This window comes from Streptomyces sp. Root1310 (assembly GCF_001426425.1).
Taxonomy (GTDB): Bacteria; Actinomycetota; Actinomycetes; order Streptomycetales; family Streptomycetaceae; genus Streptomyces.
In genome coordinates, this window is sequence record NZ_LMEQ01000001.1 from 1608004 (window position 1) to 1627364 (window position 19361).

Consider the following 19361-nt stretch of genomic DNA (forward strand, 5'->3'; position numbering starts at 1 on the left):
CCCCCGAGTTACGCACTACTGACGCCTACCGCGCCAACCCTCGGCGCGCCGAGCCGCCCGGGTCGCCCGGGTCGCCGTGACCCGCGCGTCCCGTCCCACACCCTTTGACTCCACACCCGGTCCCCACCCGGTCCCCGCGCTCCTCCGGGGCAGGGATCACCCGGGGTAGAACGCGGCCGAGGCGGTCTCCTTCAGCGTCCGCCATCCGCTTCCGCCGGGCAGCCACAGCAGCCCTTCCTTGGAGGTCGCGAAGAGCGGGATCTCGCTGTCCTCGGAGGCGGCGATGCTCGTGACCTCCGTGAGGCCGGGCAGTGTTCCCGCCTCGGGGATCGAACCGTCGCACTGCATGTACTGCACCTGCTGCACGCCGCCGGCCTCGCGCCCGACGAGCACGAGCCGGCTGTCCCCGGCCCACGACATGGCCGTGACCTGTTCCAACTCCGGTGTGGCGGAGCGCAGTTCCTGGAGCGACACGGACGGCTGCTCGCCGTTGCCCGGGCCTCGTTCGATCCGGCCGATGAGCAGGGACTGCTTGCCGCCCTTGTCGACGATGAGCGCGATCCGTACCCCGTCGGCGGCCACGCGGACGGCGTTGATACGTCCGTCGAGTCCCGGGGTGAGCACCTCCAGCGGCTGGCCGGCGCCCTTCTCCAGCAGGAGCAGCCGAGGCGCGGCGGGGTCGCGGTCGGCGACCCACAGGTCGCCCTGGGTGTCCCAGCTGGGGGTGGTGAGCCGGTCGGTCTCCGTCTTGCCCTTGCTCTGGAGTACGGGGTCGCCGAGGGAGCTGCCGGAGACGGTGGAGGTGACGTAGAGCGCCTTGCCGTCGAGCGCGACTCCCGCGGCGCTGTGCTCGTCGCGCGCCACGGCCACCGAGCGCAGTGCCTTGGTGCCGTCGCCGAGCGCTCCGGGCACGGGGTCGGCCTTGGTGTTGCCGCTGCCGCTCGTCATCCGTTCGAGGCGGTGCTGGCCGTCGATGAAGTACAGGTAGCCGGGGTTGGTCTCGGAGCCGCGGGCGGCGACGGCCGCGGCCCGTTCCTCGGTGAGGGAGCACAGTTGGGTGCCGCCCGCGCGCAGCGCGATCTCGTCGACGGCGGGGGTCAGGCTGCGCAGGGAGAACAGCAGCTGGGCCGCCATCTCGTCGCACTTGCCCTGTCCGATGTGGGCGGCCTTGTCGTTCAGCGGCACGGTGAGCTTGTTCTGGTCGTCCGGGGCCAGTGCGGTGACGCCCTTGGGCAGCGCGGTCCCGGTCGGGAAGCTGGATCTGACGACGGGGCGGAGCCAGCTGGTGGGGCCGGTGAGCACGGAGCGCACCATCTGCGTCATCGGGTCGACGCGTTCACGGACGTAGACGGGGTCGGCGACGGCCATGGGCTGCCGGGAGCCGTCGGCCGTGGTGTTGGAGGCGAAGTAGTACTTGTTGACGGACACGTAGTTGCGCTGGAAGTCCGACTTGCCCATGACGACGCCCTGGGGGAGGGCGTCGATGCGCCACTGCCCGTTCTTCTTGTCGCGGCTGAGGTGGACCACCTGGCCGTAGTCGCCCGAGGCGGGCGCGTACGACTGCTGTGCGTCGACGGTGGCGACCTGTGTGCCGGTCAGGGTGTAGGAGTAGTCGTCGCCGTCGTCTCTCGACCCGGTGGGTCCGGCGTCGGTCGCCGGCCCGTCCGTGAGGACCGTCGTGGACCACTCGGGCTGCCATTTCTGGGCGGCCTTCTCGGTCAGGTACTGCCGTGCCGTCGCGTAGCCGGGGTCGTCGCTGGTGAGCGCTTCGAGGAAGCCCTGGACGATCTCCAGGGGCTGCGCGTCGTCCCGGGGCGGCATCGCGAACACCCGTACCTGGGTGTCCTGGCGCGGTGTGGATTCGACGCCGCGCAGATCCCCGCTGTCGGGCATCGAGGCGCACCCGGCCAGCAGGACGACGCCGCAGGTGGCGTACGCCACCGCGCGCCCCGGCGTGCGCCGGGTTCCCCCCTCGCGCCACTCAGCGCCCACGAAATGCCTCCCCTTGCTCGTTCGAGCCCTTCGCTCCGGCTCTCTGCCGGTCCGAAGTCCCCCTCAGTGCCGTTGCACGCGCGTCGGCCGCGTCACCCGTGTCGGCCGCGTCGCCCGCGTCACCGGCGCCGGCCGCATCTCCGGTACCGGCACCGCCGGTTTCCGTCCGCTCCGGGTTCTCGCCGCGTACGTCCCCGGCTTCTCCCGCCTCTCCGGCTTCCCTGGCGGTCTCACCCGCGTCACGTGCGCCCCGTACGCCACCTGCGTCACGTGCGCCGCCTGCGCCACCCGTCCCGGCTGCCCCCACAGCACGCGACTCGTCCTCCGGTCGTCCTCCGCCGCCCGTGCCGCCCGTGCCCGGGGCGGGTCGGGGCACCACGCGGGCGCCGTTGCCGGGCAGCGCCGTCGGGTCGGCCGTGGGGGCCGAGGTGGTCATCCGGGGCGTGAGCGAGCTCCGTGCGGCCGACAGCTGTTCGCCGGCGGGCTGCATCGGCACCGTCGCGCTCTTCTGGCCGCCGCCGCGCGGCAGACCGGCGTCGTCGAGGGCTCCCCGGTTGCGGCGGGAGTCCTTGGGCTCGAGCGGTATCGGCGAGCCCCGCAGTGGTTCGTCGGCGGTCCTGGGCAGCGTCAGCCGGAACTGCGAGCCTCCGCCGGGCTCGCCCCAGGCCTGCAGCCAGCCGCCGTGCAGTCGTGCGTCCTCCAGGGCGATTGACAGCCCCAGGCCGGTACCGCCGGTGGTACGCGCGCGTGCCGGGTCGGCGCGCCAGAACCGGCTGAAGACGCGGGTGGCCTCGCCGGGCTTGAGGCCGACGCCGTAGTCGCGCACGGCGATCGCGACGGCCCCGCCCGCGGCGGCCAGTTTGACGATGACGTCCTTGCCCTCGCCGTGTTCCACGGCGTTGACCACGAGGTTGCGCAGCACCCGCTCCACGCGCCGGGCGTCGGCCTCGGCGACGACGGGCTGCTGGTCGCCGATGACGCGAACGGTCGTCCCCTTGCGTTCGGCGAGCGGCGCCGCCCCGCTGACGACCCGCCGGACGACCTCCCTGAGGTCGATCGGCTCGGCCTCGAGGGCGGCGGCGCCGGCATCGAAGCGGCTGATCTCCAGCAGGTCCGCGAGGAGCGTCTCGAAGCGGTCGAGCTGGTCGGCGAGCAGTTCGGCGGACCGCGCGGTGATGGGGTCGAAGTCGACCCGGGCGTCGTGGATGACGTCGGCGGCCATGCGTACGGTCGTCAGGGGCGTCCGCAGTTCGTGCGAGACGTCGGACACGAACCGTCGCTGCATCCGCGACAGGTCCTCCAGTTGCTGGATCTTCAGCTGGAGGTTCTGGGCCATCTTGTTGAAGGCCTCACCGAGGCGGGCGATGTCGTCCTCGCCGGTGACCTTCATACGTTCCTGGAGCCGCCCGGCGGAGAGTCGCTCGGCGATCCCGGCGGCCATCCGGACCGGTGTGACGACCTGCCGCACCACGAGCCAGGCGATGGCCCCGAGGAGTACGACGACGAACAGCCCGGCGGTCGCCAGCGTCCCCTTGACCAGGCTCAGCGACTTCTCCTCCTGTGTGAGCGGGAAGAGGTAGTACAGCTCGTACGGATCGCCGTTGGGGTCGTTGACCTGCTTGCCGATGACCAGGGCGGGCTGGGATTCCTTGTCGTTGAGGTAGATGATCCGGGAGTAGCTCTGGGCCGCACCGGTACTGCTGTAGACCTGCTCGCGCAGCTTCTCCGGGACGCTCTTGTCGGGGTCGACGAAGCCGGAGGCGCGCGGCCCGCGGGCGACGCCGCTGACGTCGCCGGGGGGCAGGGTGACCACGTCGAAGGCGCCCTGGCCGCCGCTGGACAGCGACAGGACGAGCTCGCTCATCCATTCGATGACGTTCTGCGAGGCGCCCCCGTCGGCGGGGGTCCCGTCGGCGGCGGCCGCGCTGGCGGCCTCGTCGGCCTTCTGCTTGGCCACGGCGAATCCGCCGGTGGCCTGGCTCTGGGACGCCTTGACCTTGGCGTCCAGCAGTCCGTTGCGCACCTGACCGATGACGACGAAGCCCAGCAGCAGGACGACGCCCAGCGACATCAGCAGCGTCGTGACGACAACCTTGAGCTGGATGTTGCGCCGCCACAGCCGCATGACGGGCAGCAGCGGCCTGCGCACCCAGCGCAGCAGCAGCCGCAGGACAGGGCTGCCCTGCACCCCGCCCTGCAACAGGCCTCCTTCGAGGAGGCGTGCGAAGCGTGAACCCGGCGTCCTACGGCCGACAGGCCGCTGCGGACGGGCCCCGGAACGACCGGGGGCCGAAGCGGCACTGTCCCCGGTCATGTCAGCTCGGTCCTGCCTTGTATCCGACTCCACGGACGGTCACCACGATCTCGGGCCGCTCGGGGTCCTTCTCGACCTTGGAGCGCAACCGCTGCACGTGCACGTTCACCAGGCGGGTGTCGGCGGCGTGCCGGTAGCCCCACACCTGCTCGAGGAGGACCTCGCGGGTGAACACCTGCCAGGGCTTGCGCGCCAGCGCGACCAGCAGGTCGAACTCCAGCGGCGTCAGCGCGATCGACTGCCCTTCCCGCTTCACGGAGTGACCGGCCACGTCGATGACGAGGTCGCCGATGGTGAGCTGTTCCGGCGCCGGCTCCTCGGACCTCCGCAGCCGGGCCCGGATCCGGGCGACCAGCTCCTTCGGCTTGAACGGCTTCACGATGTAGTCGTCGGCGCCGGACTCCAGTCCGACGACGACGTCGACGGTGTCGCTCTTCGCCGTGAGCATCACGATCGGCACTCCGGACTCCGCCCTGATCAGGCGGCACACCTCGATGCCGTCCCGGCCGGGCAGCATCAGGTCCAGCAGCACCAGGTCGGGCTTCGCCTCACGGAAAGCGGCCAGCGCCTTGTCACCGTCGGCAACGAAAGACGGCTCAAAACCTTCACCACGCAGCACGATGCCGAGCATCTCGGCCAGTGCGGTGTCGTCGTCGACGACAAGGACTCGTCCCTTCATAAACGACATCATCCCATTCTCATAACGGTGAAGGCGGCGCAGGTGAGAAGGCTCACCGGCCAGTGACGATAGTCGTACGGGGCGGTCACTGTCTGCCCGGGGCCGCCGACGCCGGTGTCGGCACGGATGCCGGGCGGTCCGGACACGCGACCCGACGGCAGACTTCGTGACGCAGAGGAAGCACTCCCAGCCACCGCGTGACGACGCGGACTCCGAGGGGCCCGAAGCGAACGGAGCGAGCAGGGTGAGCAGGGTGAGCCGAGTGCGAGATTGCCCAGGGCTCCCGAGAGGCTGACGACGACGGCCGAGCGGCAGGCAGCCCCTGGGCCTGCTGGAGCGGCGCGAACCCGTCCTCGCGACTCATCGCGGACAGCCGTCACCCACCTGCTGTCACGGCTGACCGACATCCTCGACGTCCTCGATGCCCTCAGCGCCCTCAGCGCCCTCAGCGCCCTCAACGCCCTCAACGCCCTCACCAGTGGCGGACGGGTCGGGATGGCGCAGTAAATCGAACACATGATTGAATTTGGTCATGCGACGGTTCCCCGACGACCTCGTCCAAGCGCAGCAGGAATGGAGCGCTACCTACCGACAGCTCGCTGCCAGGCCCGGTCGCACCGAGTTGCGGCGGCGTCTGCTTCGCCTGTCCGCTCAGGTGTTCTTCCACCCCTATTGGCAGCAACGGCGTCCCAGCCCCTCAGCGTGGTGGGAACTGCGCCACCCGGGCGGCTCGACGGCGGATGTACGTCGGCGGCTGACCGGATGACGTACGGGCATGCGGGGCCCCATGTCCCGGACGGCCCTGGGGACTCTTCCGGCCCGAGGCGCGTGGTCGTGCATCCGCCCTCCCCCACGGGTGGCCGTCGCGTTCGCGTGGACGGCGAGACGCTCGGGCTGGCTCACAGCCTCGTCGACGTCGCGGAATTCCTCCGGCGCGCCGGGCTGGAGATCGACCCGGCGGAGGTGACGGGTTCACCCTGGATCGACTGGCGTGGTGCCGGGCCTGAGCACTGGGGGCCTTGAGCCGAGCAGCTGACGCATTGAGTCACGGACGGTCTGCAGGGCCGGTCGGAAGCGGGTCCGGGGCCAACAGTGGTCGGTCACGGTCCGGGTGACGACCGGTCGCCGCACTCCGCCGCCGAGCCGCGGCTCTACACCTTGTCGTCCCGCTGCAGGATCAGGCTGACCGACCCGTCCTCGAGATTGATGCCGCCCTCGAGATGTTCGTGGTATCCGTTCCAGAGCTCGGGGTCAGCGAGTCCGGTGAGCCGCTCCGCAAGTTCCCGCAGCCCGGCCGCGTTGGCCGCGATGGTGATTTCGGTGGCTGAGCCGTACACCTTGATCCGAGGTTCGTCCATGGCGTCACGCTAGCGTGCGGTAGCGGCGTCTTCCCGGGCGAGCCACCGCTCCTGACGATCCCGAGCCGTCCCGGCAGCGATGTCCCCGTGGGTCCCGATCCCACACCAGGAGCGTGATCCGATCCGCCCGGCACAGGTGAACTCGTACGCGGCGGGTACGTCGTCCCGCCCTCCGCACCCACCCGCGCCCACCCGCACCGACCCGCACCGACCCGCACCGACCAAGATCAATCGCAGGTCGGCCCCACTAGGGTCGCAGGCATGACGACACCCCTTGCCGGCAGTGCCTTCGCATCGCTTCGCCTCGACGCCGTGCCCGACCAGGAGGCGTTGCGCCGGGTCTACGAACTCCCCGGCGACGCGGCCGTGCGGAAGCAGATGACCGAACTCACCGAGCAGACCCGGCGGTTGATCGGCTGCTCATCGCTTGTCCTGGTCGCCAGCGCGGATGCCGAGGGTAACTGTGACGTCTCCCCGCGCGGCGGCCCCGCCGGTTTCGTCGCCGTCCTGGACGAACGGACGGTCGCGATACCGGACGCGACCGGCAACAAGCGTCTGGACACCCTGCAGAACGTCATCGCCACCGGACGGGCCGGACTGCTCTTCGTCATTCCGGGGCGCACCACGACGCTCAGGGTGAACGGCCGGGCCTGCGTCTCCACCCGCCCCGAGCTGCTGTCGCAGCTGACCGCCGTGGGCAAGCCGCCCGCCAGTGCGCTGGTCCTGGGAATCGAGGAGGTCTACCCGCACTGCCCCAAGTCGCTGCTGCGCAGCGGGGCCTGGAAGCCGGAGGAATGGCTGTCGGCGGACGCCCAGCCGGCCTCGGCCGAGGTGACGCTGGCCCAACTGCGGATGCCGGAGCTGACGATCGCCGACATCGAGCAGGCGGAGGCGGACTCGCTGAAGTACCGGTACGAGTAACCGGCCGCCCCGCGACCGCCGAACACCGGCCGGCAGCAAGCTCGCCCACGTGCGGACGACCACGGACAGCGGCAACAACCGGTACGCCATGACCGTGCTCCGCTTCCGGCCCGCCATCCGCCGCCTGGGCCAGGTCCGACCGCCACGGACGCCTACGCCAGGTCCAGGTCCAGGTCCCTGGCCCCGGACGCGGTCGACGCCGTCGGCCGGCCCGACCGCCCACTGCGACAGCTGGCGCCAGTGCCGGTACCAGCGCCAGTACCGGTACCAGTGCCTGTGCCGGTGCCGCCGCCCGACGGCGGCAGCAGCCCGGGCGGAAAATACGCGTGCGGCGCGACCCCGCCCAGTGGTGGGATGCGCCGCATGAGCGACCCGCTGCGCGACCGCATCGAGGGGTACTACGCCACCGTGCCCCTTCTGTTCGCCGACGCCGAGGACTTCGGCCCCCTGCGCCTGTTCGTACGGAAGGAAGCCGGCGCCCCGTACTACGGCGGCCCGAGCCACGCCCAGCCCACCGGCGCGGCCCCCGTGGGCGCCGACGACATCGCCCTGGTGCGTGCCCGGCAGCGTGAGCTCGGCGTGCCGGAGGCGTTCGAATGGCTGGCCGAGTCGGCACCCGCGCTGCGTGCCCGGATCGAGGCCGCCGGACTCCTGGTGCTGCGACGCCCGCTGATGGTGCTGCCTCCCCACCATCCGCTGCCTCCGCAGCCCCTGCCGGACGGCGTGACCCTGCGCGCGCTGACCGCGGACGACCCCGCCCTGCCCGCGGCCCTCGCCCTCCCGCACCTGGCCTTCGCCAAGGAGCCCCTCGCCGCGCAGCCCGGCCCCACGGCGGGGCCGACGGACCGGGCGGAGCTGTCGAGGCTGGCCCAAGCGCTCACCGAGGACGGCACGGTGGCGGCGGTCCGTCCCACGATCCGCGCCGGGCACAAGACCCTCGTGGCCGCCCTCGCCCCCGACGGCACTCCCCTGGCCACCGGCCACTACCACCCGGCGAACGCCACCACCGAGATCGGCGGCGTCGGCACACTGCCCTCCGCCCGCCGCCGGGGACTGGCCGCCGCCGTGACAGCGGGCCTGGTCGCCCACGCCCGCGCCCACGGCGTCGACACGATCTTCCTCGCCTACGCGGAGGAGACCGTCGCCCGCATCTACGCCCGCCTCGGCTTCCGCCCCGCGGACACCACCCTCCTGATCGCCGACCAGCCCGCCCGCTCGTAGATCCAAGCCCGGCTCACACAGCCGACCGACGGCCACCGGACGGGCGACCGACGGATGCCCGACGAGCGTCCGAAGGCGACCGCGGGGTGGTTCCCGACGGCCGACCGAGGCCCGAGGCGACCGAGAGGCAGGGCCGACCGGCGGACGATCGCACCGAGGCCGGGAACGTCGGCACAGCGCGGAGAGCCGCCCCCGCCTGAGAGGTAGTGACCGACCGAAGAACGATCAGAGAGCCGCCCCCGCCTCTCCCCGGCGCGCCCTGCCACACAGTTCGGCGAGCGCGTCGGCCGTCACCGGCGAGGCCACGCCCTCCTCCGTGACGATCGCCGTCACCAGCTCGGGCGGCGTCACGTCGAACGCGGGGTTGTACGCCTGGGTCCCCAGCGGCGCCACCGGAATCCCGCCACCCGCTCCCGTCACCGGTGCCTGGGCCGCCATGACCTCCGTCACCTCGAACCCGGGGCGCTGCTCCACCTCGATGGACGCCCCGTCCGGCGTCTCCAGATCCACCGTCGTCACCGGCGCCACCACGATGAACGGCACATGGTGGTACCGCGCCAGCACCGCGAGCGGGTAGCTCCCCACCTTGTTCGCCACCGACCCGTCGGCCGCGATGCGATCAGCGCCGATCAGCACCGCGTCGACCTCCCCCGCCGCGAACAGCGAGCCCGCCGCGTTGTCCGTCAGCAAGGTGTACGCCATGCCGTTGCGGGCCGCTTCGTACGCGGTGAGGCGGGCCCCCTGCAGCAGCGGACGCGTCTCGTCCACCCACAGCCGGCGAAGCCGGCCCACCCGGTGCGCCGCGAGCGCCACCGCGAACGCCGTACCCTCGCCGCCCGACACCAGCGCACCGGTGTTGCAGTGCGTGATGACACGATGCCCGCCGCCCGGCAGCAGCTCGTCGAGAAGCGTCAGCCCGTGCCCGGCCATCCGGACGCTGGCCTCGGCGTCCTCCCGGTGGAGCTGCCGCGCGGCCGCCAGCGCGGCCTGCGCGCCCCGCGCCGGATCGCCGCCGTCGGCGAGCTCCGCCCGGTATGCGGCCCGGGCCCGGCGCACGCCGACCGACAGGTTCACCGCGGTGGGGCGGGCGCCCGCGAGGGCGTTGGCGGCCTCGTCCACGTCGAAGCCGCGCGCGGCGGCGAGCGCGACACCGTACGCCCCGGCCATCCCGAGCAGCGGCGCTCCGCGCACGGCCAGCGAACGGATCGCCTCGACCAGCGCGGACGCGTCCGTACACACGAGTTCGACTTCCTCTGCGGGCAGTCTCGTCTGGTCGAGAAGGACCAGCACGGGACCTTCCGGCAGCTCCTCCCAACGGATCGCAGGAATCTCGGCCGGCCGCTTGTCCTCGCCGGAATGCGCGTACTGATCAGCCATGCGGTCAGTCTGCCCCCGATCCGGCGGACAATTGAAGGTGTGCAGCCCATACCGCGGCCGGTCAACCGATGAGCACCCCATGGCACGATGGCTCCCAACCTGCCGCCGCGACCGCGGACGGGCACCGTGAAGGAGCGACGATGAAAGACACTCCGGGCTGGGCCTCGCCCGGATCCGCCCCGTCCGACGGACAGGAGCCCGGCGCGTCCCACCCCGCCGAGCCCACGGACCGCCCCGCCGGTGCCCAGCCCACGGACCGCCCCGCCGGTGCCCAGCCCGCGGACCAGCCGGACGCGAACCCGCAGGGCCCCGGCTCGAAGTGGTCCAAGGAACAGCCGCCGCCCGGCCCCGGCCAGTGGTCCGCGCCCACGGGCGCCCCGAACCCGGGCCGCAACGCGGGCCAGACCCCGCCGCCCCCACCGCCTCCGCCGCCCGGCCCCGGCTGGGGCACGTACCCGCCCGCCGGACCCGGCGGCGCGTACCCCGGCGGCCCCGCGGGCCCCGGACAGGGCGGCTACGGCGGCTACGGCGCTCCCGGCGGCTGGGGTGCCGGCTGGGGCGGCCCCCCGCCCGCGGCGAAGCCCGGCGTGATCCCGCTGCGCCCGCTGGCCGTGGGCGAGATCCTCGACGGCGCCGTCGCCACGATGCGCACCTACTGGCGCACGGTCCTGGGCATCTCGCTGACCGTCGCCGTCATCACCCAGGTCTTCGTCGTCCTGCTGCAGGGCCTCGTCCTGGACGCCACCTCGGACACGAACGCGCTCGGCGACCCGAGCGCCACCGCCGACGAGCAGCTCAACGCCATGGGCGACGCCATGCGCGCCTCCGGCCCCGTCCTGGTCATCACCCTCATCGGCACCATCACAGCGACCGCCCTGCTCACCGCCGTCACCAGCCGGGCGGTGCTCGGCAGGCCGGTCACCCTCCGCGAGGCCTGGCGCGACGCCCGCCCCCAGGTCCTCAAGCTGTTCGGCCTGATCTTCCTGCTGATGCTCATCGCCGCCGCCATCGTCCTCGTGTGCCTGCTGCCGGGCATCCTCGTGAGCGCCGCCGGAAGCTCCGACGCGGGAGCCGCGCTCAAGGCCTTCGGCATCCTCGGTTCGATCGTCCTGGTGCTGTGGCTGCTGATCCGCCTCTCGCTCGCCTCGCCCGCGCTGATGCTGGAGAAGCAGAGCATCAAGAAGGCGCTCGTCCGTTCCGCGAAGCTCACCCGCGGCTCCTGGTGGCGTGTCTTCGGCATCCAGCTGCTCGCCCTGATCATCGCGAACGTCGTCGCGACGATCGTCGTCGTCCCGTTCGCCCTCCTCGGTGCCGCCGTGAGCGACGGGGGCATCAGCGGCATGGTCGACGCGAGCAGCGACTACGGCTGGGCCTACCTGATCATCAGCGGCATCGGTTCGGTCATCGGCTCCATGATCACCTTCCCGCTCTCGGCGGGCGTCACCGTGCTCCTCTACGTCGACCAGCGCATCCGCCGCGAGGCCCTCGACCTCGACCTGGCCCGCTCCGCGGGCCTCCAGGACTACGGCACCTCCGCCCCCGGCACGACCCCCGGGAGTTGATGCGGTGAGCCTGGCGGGGGGAGTTCTCACAGCGGTACCGCTCCCGGGCGCCCTGCCCGTACGCGCACTGCCGCCCGGCATCGACGGGGCCGTCGCGGCGGCCCCGCCCGGCCTCGCGGGCAGGGCCGTGGCAGCCCTGCTGCGAGCGGGCGACGGAGCCGTGCTGTCCCTGGCCGCCCGGTCGGACGACGAACCGCCGCTCACCGTCCCGCGCGACCCCGCGCGGGAGGCGGCCCGGCGTGAACTGTCCAAGGACCTGTACCACCAGAACGACCCCAGCCTGTTCCAGCGCGCCCTGGACACCCTCTGGGACTGGATCGGCGACCTGTTCGGCACCGCCTCGACCGCCACCCCGGGCGGCACACTCGGCCTGGTGGTCGTCCTCCTGGCCGTGGCGGCCGTCGTGGGCGCCCTGTGGTGGCGCCTGGGCTCCCCGCGCCGCCGGCCCACATCCGCCTCCGCGCTCTTCGACGACCGTCCCCGCAGCGCCGCCGAACACCGCGCGGCCGCCGAGGCACACGCCGCCCAGGGCCACTGGAACAGGGCCGTCCAGGAACGCATGCGCGCCATCGTCCGCTCCCTGGAGGAACGCGCCCTCCTCGACACCCGCCCCGGACGCACGGCCGACGAGGCCGCCGCCGACGCCGGCCGCACCCTGCCCGCCCACACCGACCGACTCCGCACGGCCGCCCGCGACTTCGACGACGTGACGTACGGCGGCCGCAGCGCCACCCGGCAGTCGTACGGACGCATGGCCGAACTCGACCTCGACCTGGAACGCACCAAGCCCCGGCTGACAGAGAGCAGCACCCACACCACGGCCCACCCCGCCCGCCGGGGAGCCGCCGAATGACGACCGAGGCCACGCTCCCGTCCACCTCGGCCTCGCCCACCGCCCTCCGGCTGTGGACCCGCGCGCGAGGCGTCACGCTCGCACTCGTACTGCTCCTCGCGGGAGCCGTCACGCTCGCCGCGCTCCAGTCCGACGCCCGCCACGGCGCCCTCGACCCGCGCTCCGCCGACCCCTACGGCAGCCGCGCGACAGCCGAACTCCTCGCCGACCGCGGCGTGTCCACCCGCGTCGTCACCACCCTGGCCGAGGCCCGGGCCGCGGCACGCCCCGACACCACGCTCCTGGTCGCGGCACCAGACCTCCTGGCGGAACGCCAACAGCGGATCCTGCACTCGGCGATCGCCGGCTCGGGCGGCCGCACCGTCCTCGTCGCCCCCAGCAGCTGGTCCGTGGGCACCCTCGCCCCCGGCGTGACCGCGGACCCCGCCACCAGCCGCGGCTCCGCGCTCTCCCCCGACTGCGCGCTGCCCGCGGCCCGCCGCGCCGGCACAGCGGAGACCGGCGGCATCCGCTACACCACCCGCCACCTCGACGCCGACAAGTGCTACCCCAGCGAACGCCTGGCCACCCTGCTGCGCATCCCGGACACCTCCGGCGACGGCGACACCGTGGTCCTCGGCGCGCCCGACATCCTCTACAACAACCGCCTCGACGAACAGGGCAACGCCTCGCTCGCCCTCCAACTCCTCGGCTCCCGCAGCCATCTGGTCTGGTACCTCCCCTCACTCTCCGACACCGCGGCCACCGACCAGGACGACGAGAAAAGCTTCTTCGACCTGCTCCCCTCCGGCTGGCTCTGGGGCACACTCCAGCTCTTCGTCGCGGCCGCCCTCGCCGCCCTCTGGCGGGCACGCCGACTCGGCCCCCTCGTGCCCGAGAAACTCCCCGTGGCGATCCGCGCCTCCGAAACCGTCGAAGGCCGCGCCCGCCTCTACCGCAAAGCCGACGCCCGCGACCGCGCGGCCGACGCTCTCCGCTCCACCACCCGCACCCGCCTCGCCCCCCTCCTGGGCGTCCCCGTCCCCCAGGCGCACGCACCCGAGGCACTCCTCCCCGCCCTGTCCGCCCACCTCCACGGCGACGGACAGTCACTGCACTCCCTGCTCTTCGGCCCACCGCCAGGCGACGACGCGGCCCTGATCGCGCTCGCCGACCAACTCGACGCCCTCGAAAGAGAGGTACGCCGTCCATGATGGACCCGACCACTGACAACGCCGGGTACACCGGGGACCCGGGCCGCGCCCGCGCCTCCCTGGAGGCCCTGCGGGCCGAGATCTCCAAGGCCGTGGTCGGCCAGGACCCCGCCGTGACAGGCCTCGTCGTCGCCCTCCTCTGCCGCGGACACGTTCTCCTCGAAGGAGTCCCCGGAGTGGCCAAGACGTTGCTCGTCCGCGCCCTCGCCTCCGCACTCGAACTCGACACCAAGCGCGTCCAGTTCACCCCCGACCTGATGCCCAGCGACATCACCGGCTCCCTCGTCTACGACACCCGCACCGCCGAGTTCTCCTTCCAGCCCGGCCCGGTCTTCACCAACCTCCTCCTCGCCGACGAGATCAACCGCACCCCGCCGAAGACCCAGGCCTCCCTCCTCGAGGCCATGGAGGAACGCCAGGTCACGGTCGACGGCACCCCGCGCCTGCTGCCCGACCCGTTCCTGGTCGCGGCGACCCAGAACCCCGTCGAGTACGAGGGCACCTACCCCCTCCCCGAAGCCCAACTGGACCGCTTCCTCCTCAAACTGACGATCCCGCTCCCCTCCCGCCAGGAGGAGATCGACGTCCTCACCCGCCACGCCGAAGGCTTCAACCCGCGCGACCTGCACGCCGCCGGCGTACGCCCCGTCGCAGGACCGGCCGACCTCGAAGCGGCCCGCGCCGCCGTCGCCAAGACGACGATCTCCCCCGAGATCACGGCCTACGTCGTCGACATCTGCCGCGCCACCCGCGAATCCCCGTCCCTCACCCTGGGCGTCTCCCCCCGGGGCGCGACCGCTCTCCTGGCCACCGCCCGCGCATGGGCCTGGCTCACCGGCCGCGACTACGTCATCCCCGACGACGTCAAAGCCCTCGCCCTCCCCACCCTCCGCCACCGCGTGCAGCTCCGCCCGGAAGCCGAGATGGAAGGCGTGACGGCCGACTCCGTCATCACGGCGATCCTCACCCTCGTCCCCGTACCCCGCTGATGGCGCTCACCGGACGCACCGCACTCCTGGCGGCCCTCGGCTCCCTCCCCGTCGGCCTCTGGGACGCCGGCTGGACGGGCATCCTCGCCGTCAACGCCCCGCTGGCCCTGGCCTGCGCCTGCGACTTCGCCCTGGCCGCGCCCGTCCGCCGCCTGGGCCTCACCCGCTCCGGCGACACCTCCGCCCGCCTCGGCGACCCGGCGGACATCACCCTCACCGTCACCAACCCCTCCCGCCGCCCCCTGCGCGCCCACCTCCGCGACGCCTGGCCCCCCAGCAGCTGGCAACCGGGAACGGAGACGGAGGCCTCCCGCCACCGTCTGACGGTCCCGCCCGGCGAACGCCGCCGCATCACCACCCGCCTGCGCCCCACCCGCCGCGGCGACCACCGGACCGACCGCGTCACGATCCGCTCCTACGGCCCCCTCGGCCTCTTCTCCCGCCAAGGCAGCCACAAGGTTCCCTGGACCGTACGCGTCCTCCCCCCGTTCACCAGCCGCAAGCACCTCCCGTCGAAACTGGCCCGGCTACGCGAACTGGACGGCCGGACCAGCGTCCTCACCCGCGGCGAAGGCACGGAATTCGACAGCCTGCGCGAATACGTTCCCGGCGACGACACCCGCTCCATCGACTGGCGCGCCACAGCCCGCCACTCGTCGGTCGCGGTCCGCACCTGGCGCCCCGAACGCGACCGCCACATCCTTCTCGTCCTCGACACCGGCCGCACCTCCGCGGGCCGTGTCGGCGACGCCCCCCGCCTCGACGCCTCGCTGGACGCGGCACTCCTCCTCGCCGCGCTCGCATCCCGCGCCGGCGACCGGGTCGACCTCCTCGCCTACGACCGCCGGGTACGGGCCCTCGTCCAGGGCCGAACGGCACGCGACGTCCTCCCGTCCCTGGTCAACGCCATGGCCACCCTCGAACCCGAACTGGTCGAGACGAACGCCCGCGGCCTCACCGCCACAGCCCTCCGCACGGCCCCCCGACGCTCCCTCATCGTCCTGATGACCACGCTGGACGCCGCCCCGGTCGAAGAAGGCCTCCTCCCCGTCCTCCCGCAGCTCACCCAGCGCCATACGGTCCTGGTGGCATCGGTAGCCGACCCCCACATCGCCCACATGGCCGCTTCCCGCGGCAACGCCGAGGCGGTGTACGAGGCAGCAGCTGCTGCCCGGGCCCAGACCGAACGTCATCGCACAGCCGACCAACTCCGCCGGCACGGCGTCACCGTCGTCGACGCGACCCCGGACCGACTGGCCCCGGAACTCGCGGACGCCTACCTGGCACTCAAAGCAGCGGGACGCCTGTAAACAAAAGGGCTCTCTTGAAAGAGAGCCCACCCAAACACATCACGCCCAGAACGCAGAAAACCCCCGCACCGTGAGGTGCGGGGGTTTCCCGTAATATTTGTTCGGCGGTGTCCTACTCTCCCACAGGGTCCCCCCTGCAGTACCATCGGCGCTGTAAGGCTTATATTTGTTCGGCGGTGTCCTACTCTCCCACAGGGTCCCCCCTGCAGTACCATCGGCGCTGTAAGGCTTAGCTTCCGGGTTCGGAATGTAACCGGGCGTTTCCCTCACGCTATGACCACCGAAACACTATGAAACTGTCCAGCCGCACCATGCCGTGACCATGGCATGGGGCCGTTCGTGGTTTCAGAACCAACACAGTGGACGCGAGCAACTGAGGACAAGCCCTCGGCCTATTAGTACCAGTCAGCTTCACCCATTACTGGGCTTCCACATCCGGCCTATCAACCCAGTCGTCTACTGGGAGCCTTAACCCCTCAAGGGGGTGGGAATACTCATCTCGAAGCAGGCTTCCCGCTTAGATGCTTTCAGCGGTTATCCCTCCCGAACGTAGCCAACCAGCCATGCCCTTGGCAGAACAACTGGCACACCAGAGGTTCGTCCGTCCCGGTCCTCTCGTACTAGGGACAGCCCTTCTCAATATTCCTGCGCGCGCAGCGGATAGGGACCGAACTGTCTCACGACGTTCTAAACCCAGCTCGCGTACCGCTTTAATGGGCGAACAGCCCAACCCTTGGGACCGACTCCAGCCCCAGGATGCGACGAGCCGACATCGAGGTGCCAAACCATCCCGTCGATATGGACTCTTGGGGAAGATCAGCCTGTTATCCCCGGGGTACCTTTTATCCGTTGAGCGACGGCGCTTCCACAAGCCACCGCCGGATCACTAGTCCCGACTTTCGTCCCTGCTCGACCCGTCGGTCTCACAGTCAAGCTCCCTTGTGCACTTACACTCAACACCTGATTGCCAACCAGGCTGAGGGAACCTTTGGGCGCCTCCGTTACTCTTTAGGAGGCAACCGCCCCAGTTAAACTACCCATCAGACACTGTCCCTGATCCGGATCACGGACCCAGGTTAGACATCCAGCACGACCAGAGTGGTATTTCAACGACGACTCACCGTGAACTGGCGTCCACGYTTCAAAGTCTCCCACCTATCCTACACAAGCCGAACCGAACACCAATATCAAACTGTAGTAAAGGTCCCGGGGTCTTTCCGTCCTGCTGCGCGAAACGAGCATCTTTACTCGTAGTGCAATTTCACCGGGCCTATGGTTGAGACAGTCGAGAAGTCGTTACGCCATTCGTGCAGGTCGGAACTTACCCGACAAGGAATTTCGCTACCTTAGGATGGTTATAGTTACCACCGCCGTTTACTGGCGCTTAAGTTCTCAGCTTCGCCACAACGAATTGTGACTAACCGGTCCCCTTAACGTTCCAGCACCGGGCAGGCGTCAGTCCGTATACATCGCCTTACGGCTTCGCACGGACCTGTGTTTTTAGTAAACAGTCGCTTCTCGCTGGTCTCTGCGGCCACCCCCAGCTCATGGAGTAAATCCAATCACCGGACGTGGCCCCCCTTCTCCCGAAGTTACGGGGGCATTTTGCCGAGTTCCTTAACCATAGTTCACCCGAACGCCTCGGTATTCTCTACCTGACCACCTGAGTCGGTTTAGGGTACGGGCCGCCATGAAACTCGCTAGAGGCTTTTCTCGACAGCATAGGATCATCCACTTCGCCACAATCGGCTCGGCATCAGGTCTCAGACTATATGGCGTGCGGATTTRCCTACACACCGTCCTACACCCTTACCCCGGGACAACCACCGCCCGGGATGGACTACCTTCCTGCGTCACCCCATCACTCACCTACTGCAAGTCTGGTTCGTCGGCTCCACCACTTTCCTTTCCCCGAAGGGTCCGGAACGGCTTCACGGACTTAGCATCGCCTGGTTCGATGTTTGACGCTTCACAGCGGGTACCGGAATATCAACCGGTTATCCATCGACTACGCCTGTCGGCCTCGCCTTAGGTCCCGACTTACCCTGGGCAGATCAGCTTGACCCAGGAACCCTTAGTCAATCGGCGCACACGTTTCTCACGTGTGTATCGCTACTCATGCCTGCATTCTCACTCGTGAACCGTCCACAACTACCTTCCGGTGCTGCTTCACCCGGCACACGACGCTCCCCTACCCATCACAGCGGGCGTTGGCCCTATAGCTGCAATGACACGACTTCGGCGGTACGCTTGAGCCCCGCTACATTGTCGGCGCGGAATCACTAGACCAGTGAGCTATTACGCACTCTTTCAAGGGTGGCTGCTTCTAAGCCAACCTCCTGGTTGTCTGTGCGACTCCACATCCTTTCCCACTTAGCGTACGCTTAGGGGCCTTAGTCGATGCTCTGGGCTGTTTCCCTCTCGACCATGGAGCTTATCCCCCACAGTCTCACTGCCGCGCTCTCACTTACCGGCATTCGGAGTTTGGCTAAGGTCAGTAACCCGGTAGGGCCCATCGCCTATCCAGTGCTCTACCTCCGGCAAGAAACACACGACGCTGCACCTAAATGCATTTCGGGGAGAACCAGCTATCACGGAGTTTGATTGGCCTTTCACCCCTAACCACAGGTCATCCCCCAGGTTTTCAACCCTGGTGGGTTCGGTCCTCCACGAAGTCTTACCTCCGCTTCAACCTGCCCATGGCTAGATCACTCCGCTTCGGGTCTTGAGCGTGCTACTGAAACGCCCTGTTCGGACTCGCTTTCGCTACGGCTACCCCACTCGGGTTAACCTCGCAACACACCGCAAACTCGCAGGCTCATTCTTCAAAAGGCACGCAGTCACGACGCAYYRAGYAARCTYRATGCGCGACGCTCCCACGGCTTGTAGGCACACGGTTTCAGGTACTATTTCACTCCGCTCCCGCGGTACTTTTCACCATTCCCTCACGGTACTATCCGCTATCGGTCACCAGGGAATATTTAGGCTTAGCGGGTGGTCCCGCCAGATTCACACGGGATTTCTCGGGCCCCGTGCTACTTGGGTGTCTCTCAAACGAGCCGTTGACGTTTCGACTACGGGGGTCTTACCCTCTACGCCGGACCTTTCGCATGTCCTTCGCCTACATCAACGGTTTCTGACTCGTCTCACAGCCGGCAGACTGTGAAAGAGAGATCCCACAACCCCGTACACGCAACCCCTGCCGGGTCTCACACGTATACGGTTTGGCCTCATCCGGTTTCGCTCGCCACTACTCCCGGAATCACGGTTGTTTTCTCTTCCTGCGGGTACTGAGATGTTTCACTTCCCCGCGTTCCCTCCACACTGCCTATGTGTTCAGCAGCGGGTGACAGCCCATGACGACTGCCGGGTTTCCCCATTCGGAAACCCCCGGATCAAAGCCTGGTTGACGACTCCCCGGGGACTATCGTGGCCTCCCACGTCCTTCATCGGTTCCTGGTGCCAAGGCATCCACCGTGCGCCCTTAAAAACTTGGCCACAGATGCTCGCGTCCACTGTGCAGTTCTCAAACAACGACCAGCCACCCATCACCCCGAACCCTTAACGGATCCGAGTGCACTGGRGCCGGCAT

The 19361-nt window shown here is 69.9% G+C and carries 15 protein-coding genes and 2 rRNA genes; 9 read left to right on the forward strand and 8 right to left on the reverse strand.

Going from position 1 to position 19361, the window contains the following annotated elements; translation table 11 throughout:
• Positions 1–156: 156 nt before the first annotated feature.
• The 4 genes from ASD48_RS06935 to ASD48_RS44125 all read right to left on the reverse strand — a co-directional run bounded on the left by ASD48_RS06935 (position 157) and on the right by ASD48_RS44125 (position 5519).
• Entirely contained in the window at positions 157–1992 is a 1836-nt protein-coding gene (locus ASD48_RS06935; protein WP_057600487.1) for an LpqB family beta-propeller domain-containing protein, read from the reverse strand.
• Positions 1982–4306: an MtrAB system histidine kinase MtrB gene (gene mtrB / locus ASD48_RS06940; RefSeq protein ID WP_242432520.1), complete on the reverse strand. Its 2325-nt coding sequence runs from the start codon at positions 4304–4306 to the stop codon at positions 1982–1984. Before mtrB ends, ASD48_RS06935 begins: the two co-directional genes overlap by 11 nt.
• Before the next feature lies 1 nt (position 4307).
• Entirely contained in the window at positions 4308–4997 is a 690-nt protein-coding gene (mtrA, locus tag ASD48_RS06945) for a two-component system response regulator MtrA (protein WP_187282414.1), read from the reverse strand.
• A gap of 378 nt (positions 4998–5375) precedes the next feature.
• Complete coding sequence (locus ASD48_RS44125) at positions 5376–5519, reverse strand: hypothetical protein (RefSeq protein ID WP_157880606.1); 144 nt, start codon at positions 5517–5519, stop codon at positions 5376–5378.
• Between ASD48_RS44125 and ASD48_RS45065 the strand changes: the two genes are divergently transcribed.
• The gene (locus tag ASD48_RS45065) at positions 5518–5751 is read left to right on the forward strand and encodes a hypothetical protein (protein ID WP_079073634.1); all 234 of its coding nucleotides are present in this window, start codon (positions 5518–5520) and stop codon (positions 5749–5751) included. The genes ASD48_RS44125 and ASD48_RS45065 overlap by 2 nt on opposite strands.
• A gap of 62 nt (positions 5752–5813) precedes the next feature.
• On the forward strand, positions 5814–6008 hold the full coding sequence (locus ASD48_RS06950; RefSeq protein WP_057601048.1) for a hypothetical protein: 195 nt from the start codon (positions 5814–5816) through the stop codon (positions 6006–6008).
• 128 nt (positions 6009–6136) lie between these two features.
• Here ASD48_RS06950 and ASD48_RS06955 read toward each other — a convergent pair whose 3' ends face one another.
• Complete coding sequence (locus ASD48_RS06955; protein WP_057600489.1) at positions 6137–6343, reverse strand: hypothetical protein; 207 nt, start codon at positions 6341–6343, stop codon at positions 6137–6139.
• A gap of 261 nt (positions 6344–6604) precedes the next feature.
• Here ASD48_RS06955 and ASD48_RS06960 point away from each other — a divergent pair, with 261 nt between their 5' ends.
• Positions 6605–7264 (forward strand): MSMEG_1061 family FMN-dependent PPOX-type flavoprotein, encoded by a 660-nt coding sequence (locus ASD48_RS06960; protein WP_057600490.1) that lies wholly within the window; start codon positions 6605–6607, stop codon positions 7262–7264.
• Between the two features lie 363 nt (positions 7265–7627).
• Complete coding sequence (locus ASD48_RS06965) at positions 7628–8485, forward strand: GNAT family N-acetyltransferase (RefSeq protein WP_057600491.1); 858 nt, start codon at positions 7628–7630, stop codon at positions 8483–8485.
• Positions 8486–8710: 225 nt separating this feature from the next.
• Here the strand turns inward: ASD48_RS06965 and mtnA are convergent, their stop codons facing one another.
• Complete coding sequence (gene mtnA, locus ASD48_RS06970) at positions 8711–9862, reverse strand: S-methyl-5-thioribose-1-phosphate isomerase (protein ID WP_057600492.1); 1152 nt, start codon at positions 9860–9862, stop codon at positions 8711–8713.
• Positions 9863–10002: 140 nt separating this feature from the next.
• Here mtnA and ASD48_RS06975 point away from each other — a divergent pair, with 140 nt between their 5' ends.
• The 5 genes from ASD48_RS06975 (at position 10003) to ASD48_RS06995 (ending at position 15769) form a co-directional block, all read left to right on the forward strand.
• Complete coding sequence (locus ASD48_RS06975) at positions 10003–11424, forward strand: glycerophosphoryl diester phosphodiesterase membrane domain-containing protein (protein ID WP_057600493.1); 1422 nt, start codon at positions 10003–10005, stop codon at positions 11422–11424.
• Between the two features lie 136 nt (positions 11425–11560).
• Positions 11561–12277, forward strand: coding sequence for a DUF4129 domain-containing protein (locus ASD48_RS06980; protein WP_057601049.1), 717 nt, complete (start codon positions 11561–11563; stop codon positions 12275–12277).
• Entirely contained in the window at positions 12274–13470 is a 1197-nt protein-coding gene (locus tag ASD48_RS06985; RefSeq protein WP_057600494.1) for a DUF4350 domain-containing protein, read from the forward strand. The genes ASD48_RS06980 and ASD48_RS06985 overlap by 4 nt, the downstream gene beginning before the upstream one ends.
• Positions 13470–14459, forward strand: a complete 990-nt coding sequence (locus ASD48_RS06990; protein ID WP_107104231.1) for a MoxR family ATPase — start codon at positions 13470–13472, stop codon at positions 14457–14459. The genes ASD48_RS06985 and ASD48_RS06990 overlap by 1 nt, the downstream gene beginning before the upstream one ends.
• Positions 14459–15769 (forward strand): DUF58 domain-containing protein, encoded by a 1311-nt coding sequence (locus ASD48_RS06995; protein WP_057600496.1) that lies wholly within the window; start codon positions 14459–14461, stop codon positions 15767–15769. The genes ASD48_RS06990 and ASD48_RS06995 overlap by 1 nt, the downstream gene beginning before the upstream one ends.
• A gap of 168 nt (positions 15770–15937) precedes the next feature.
• Here the strand turns inward: ASD48_RS06995 and rrf are convergent.
• Positions 15938–16054: ribosomal RNA gene (gene rrf, locus ASD48_RS07000) — 5S ribosomal RNA — on the reverse strand.
• Positions 16055–16144: 90 nt separating this feature from the next.
• Positions 16145–19267, reverse strand: a 23S ribosomal RNA gene (locus tag ASD48_RS07005).
• Positions 19268–19361: the final 94 nt, after the last annotated feature.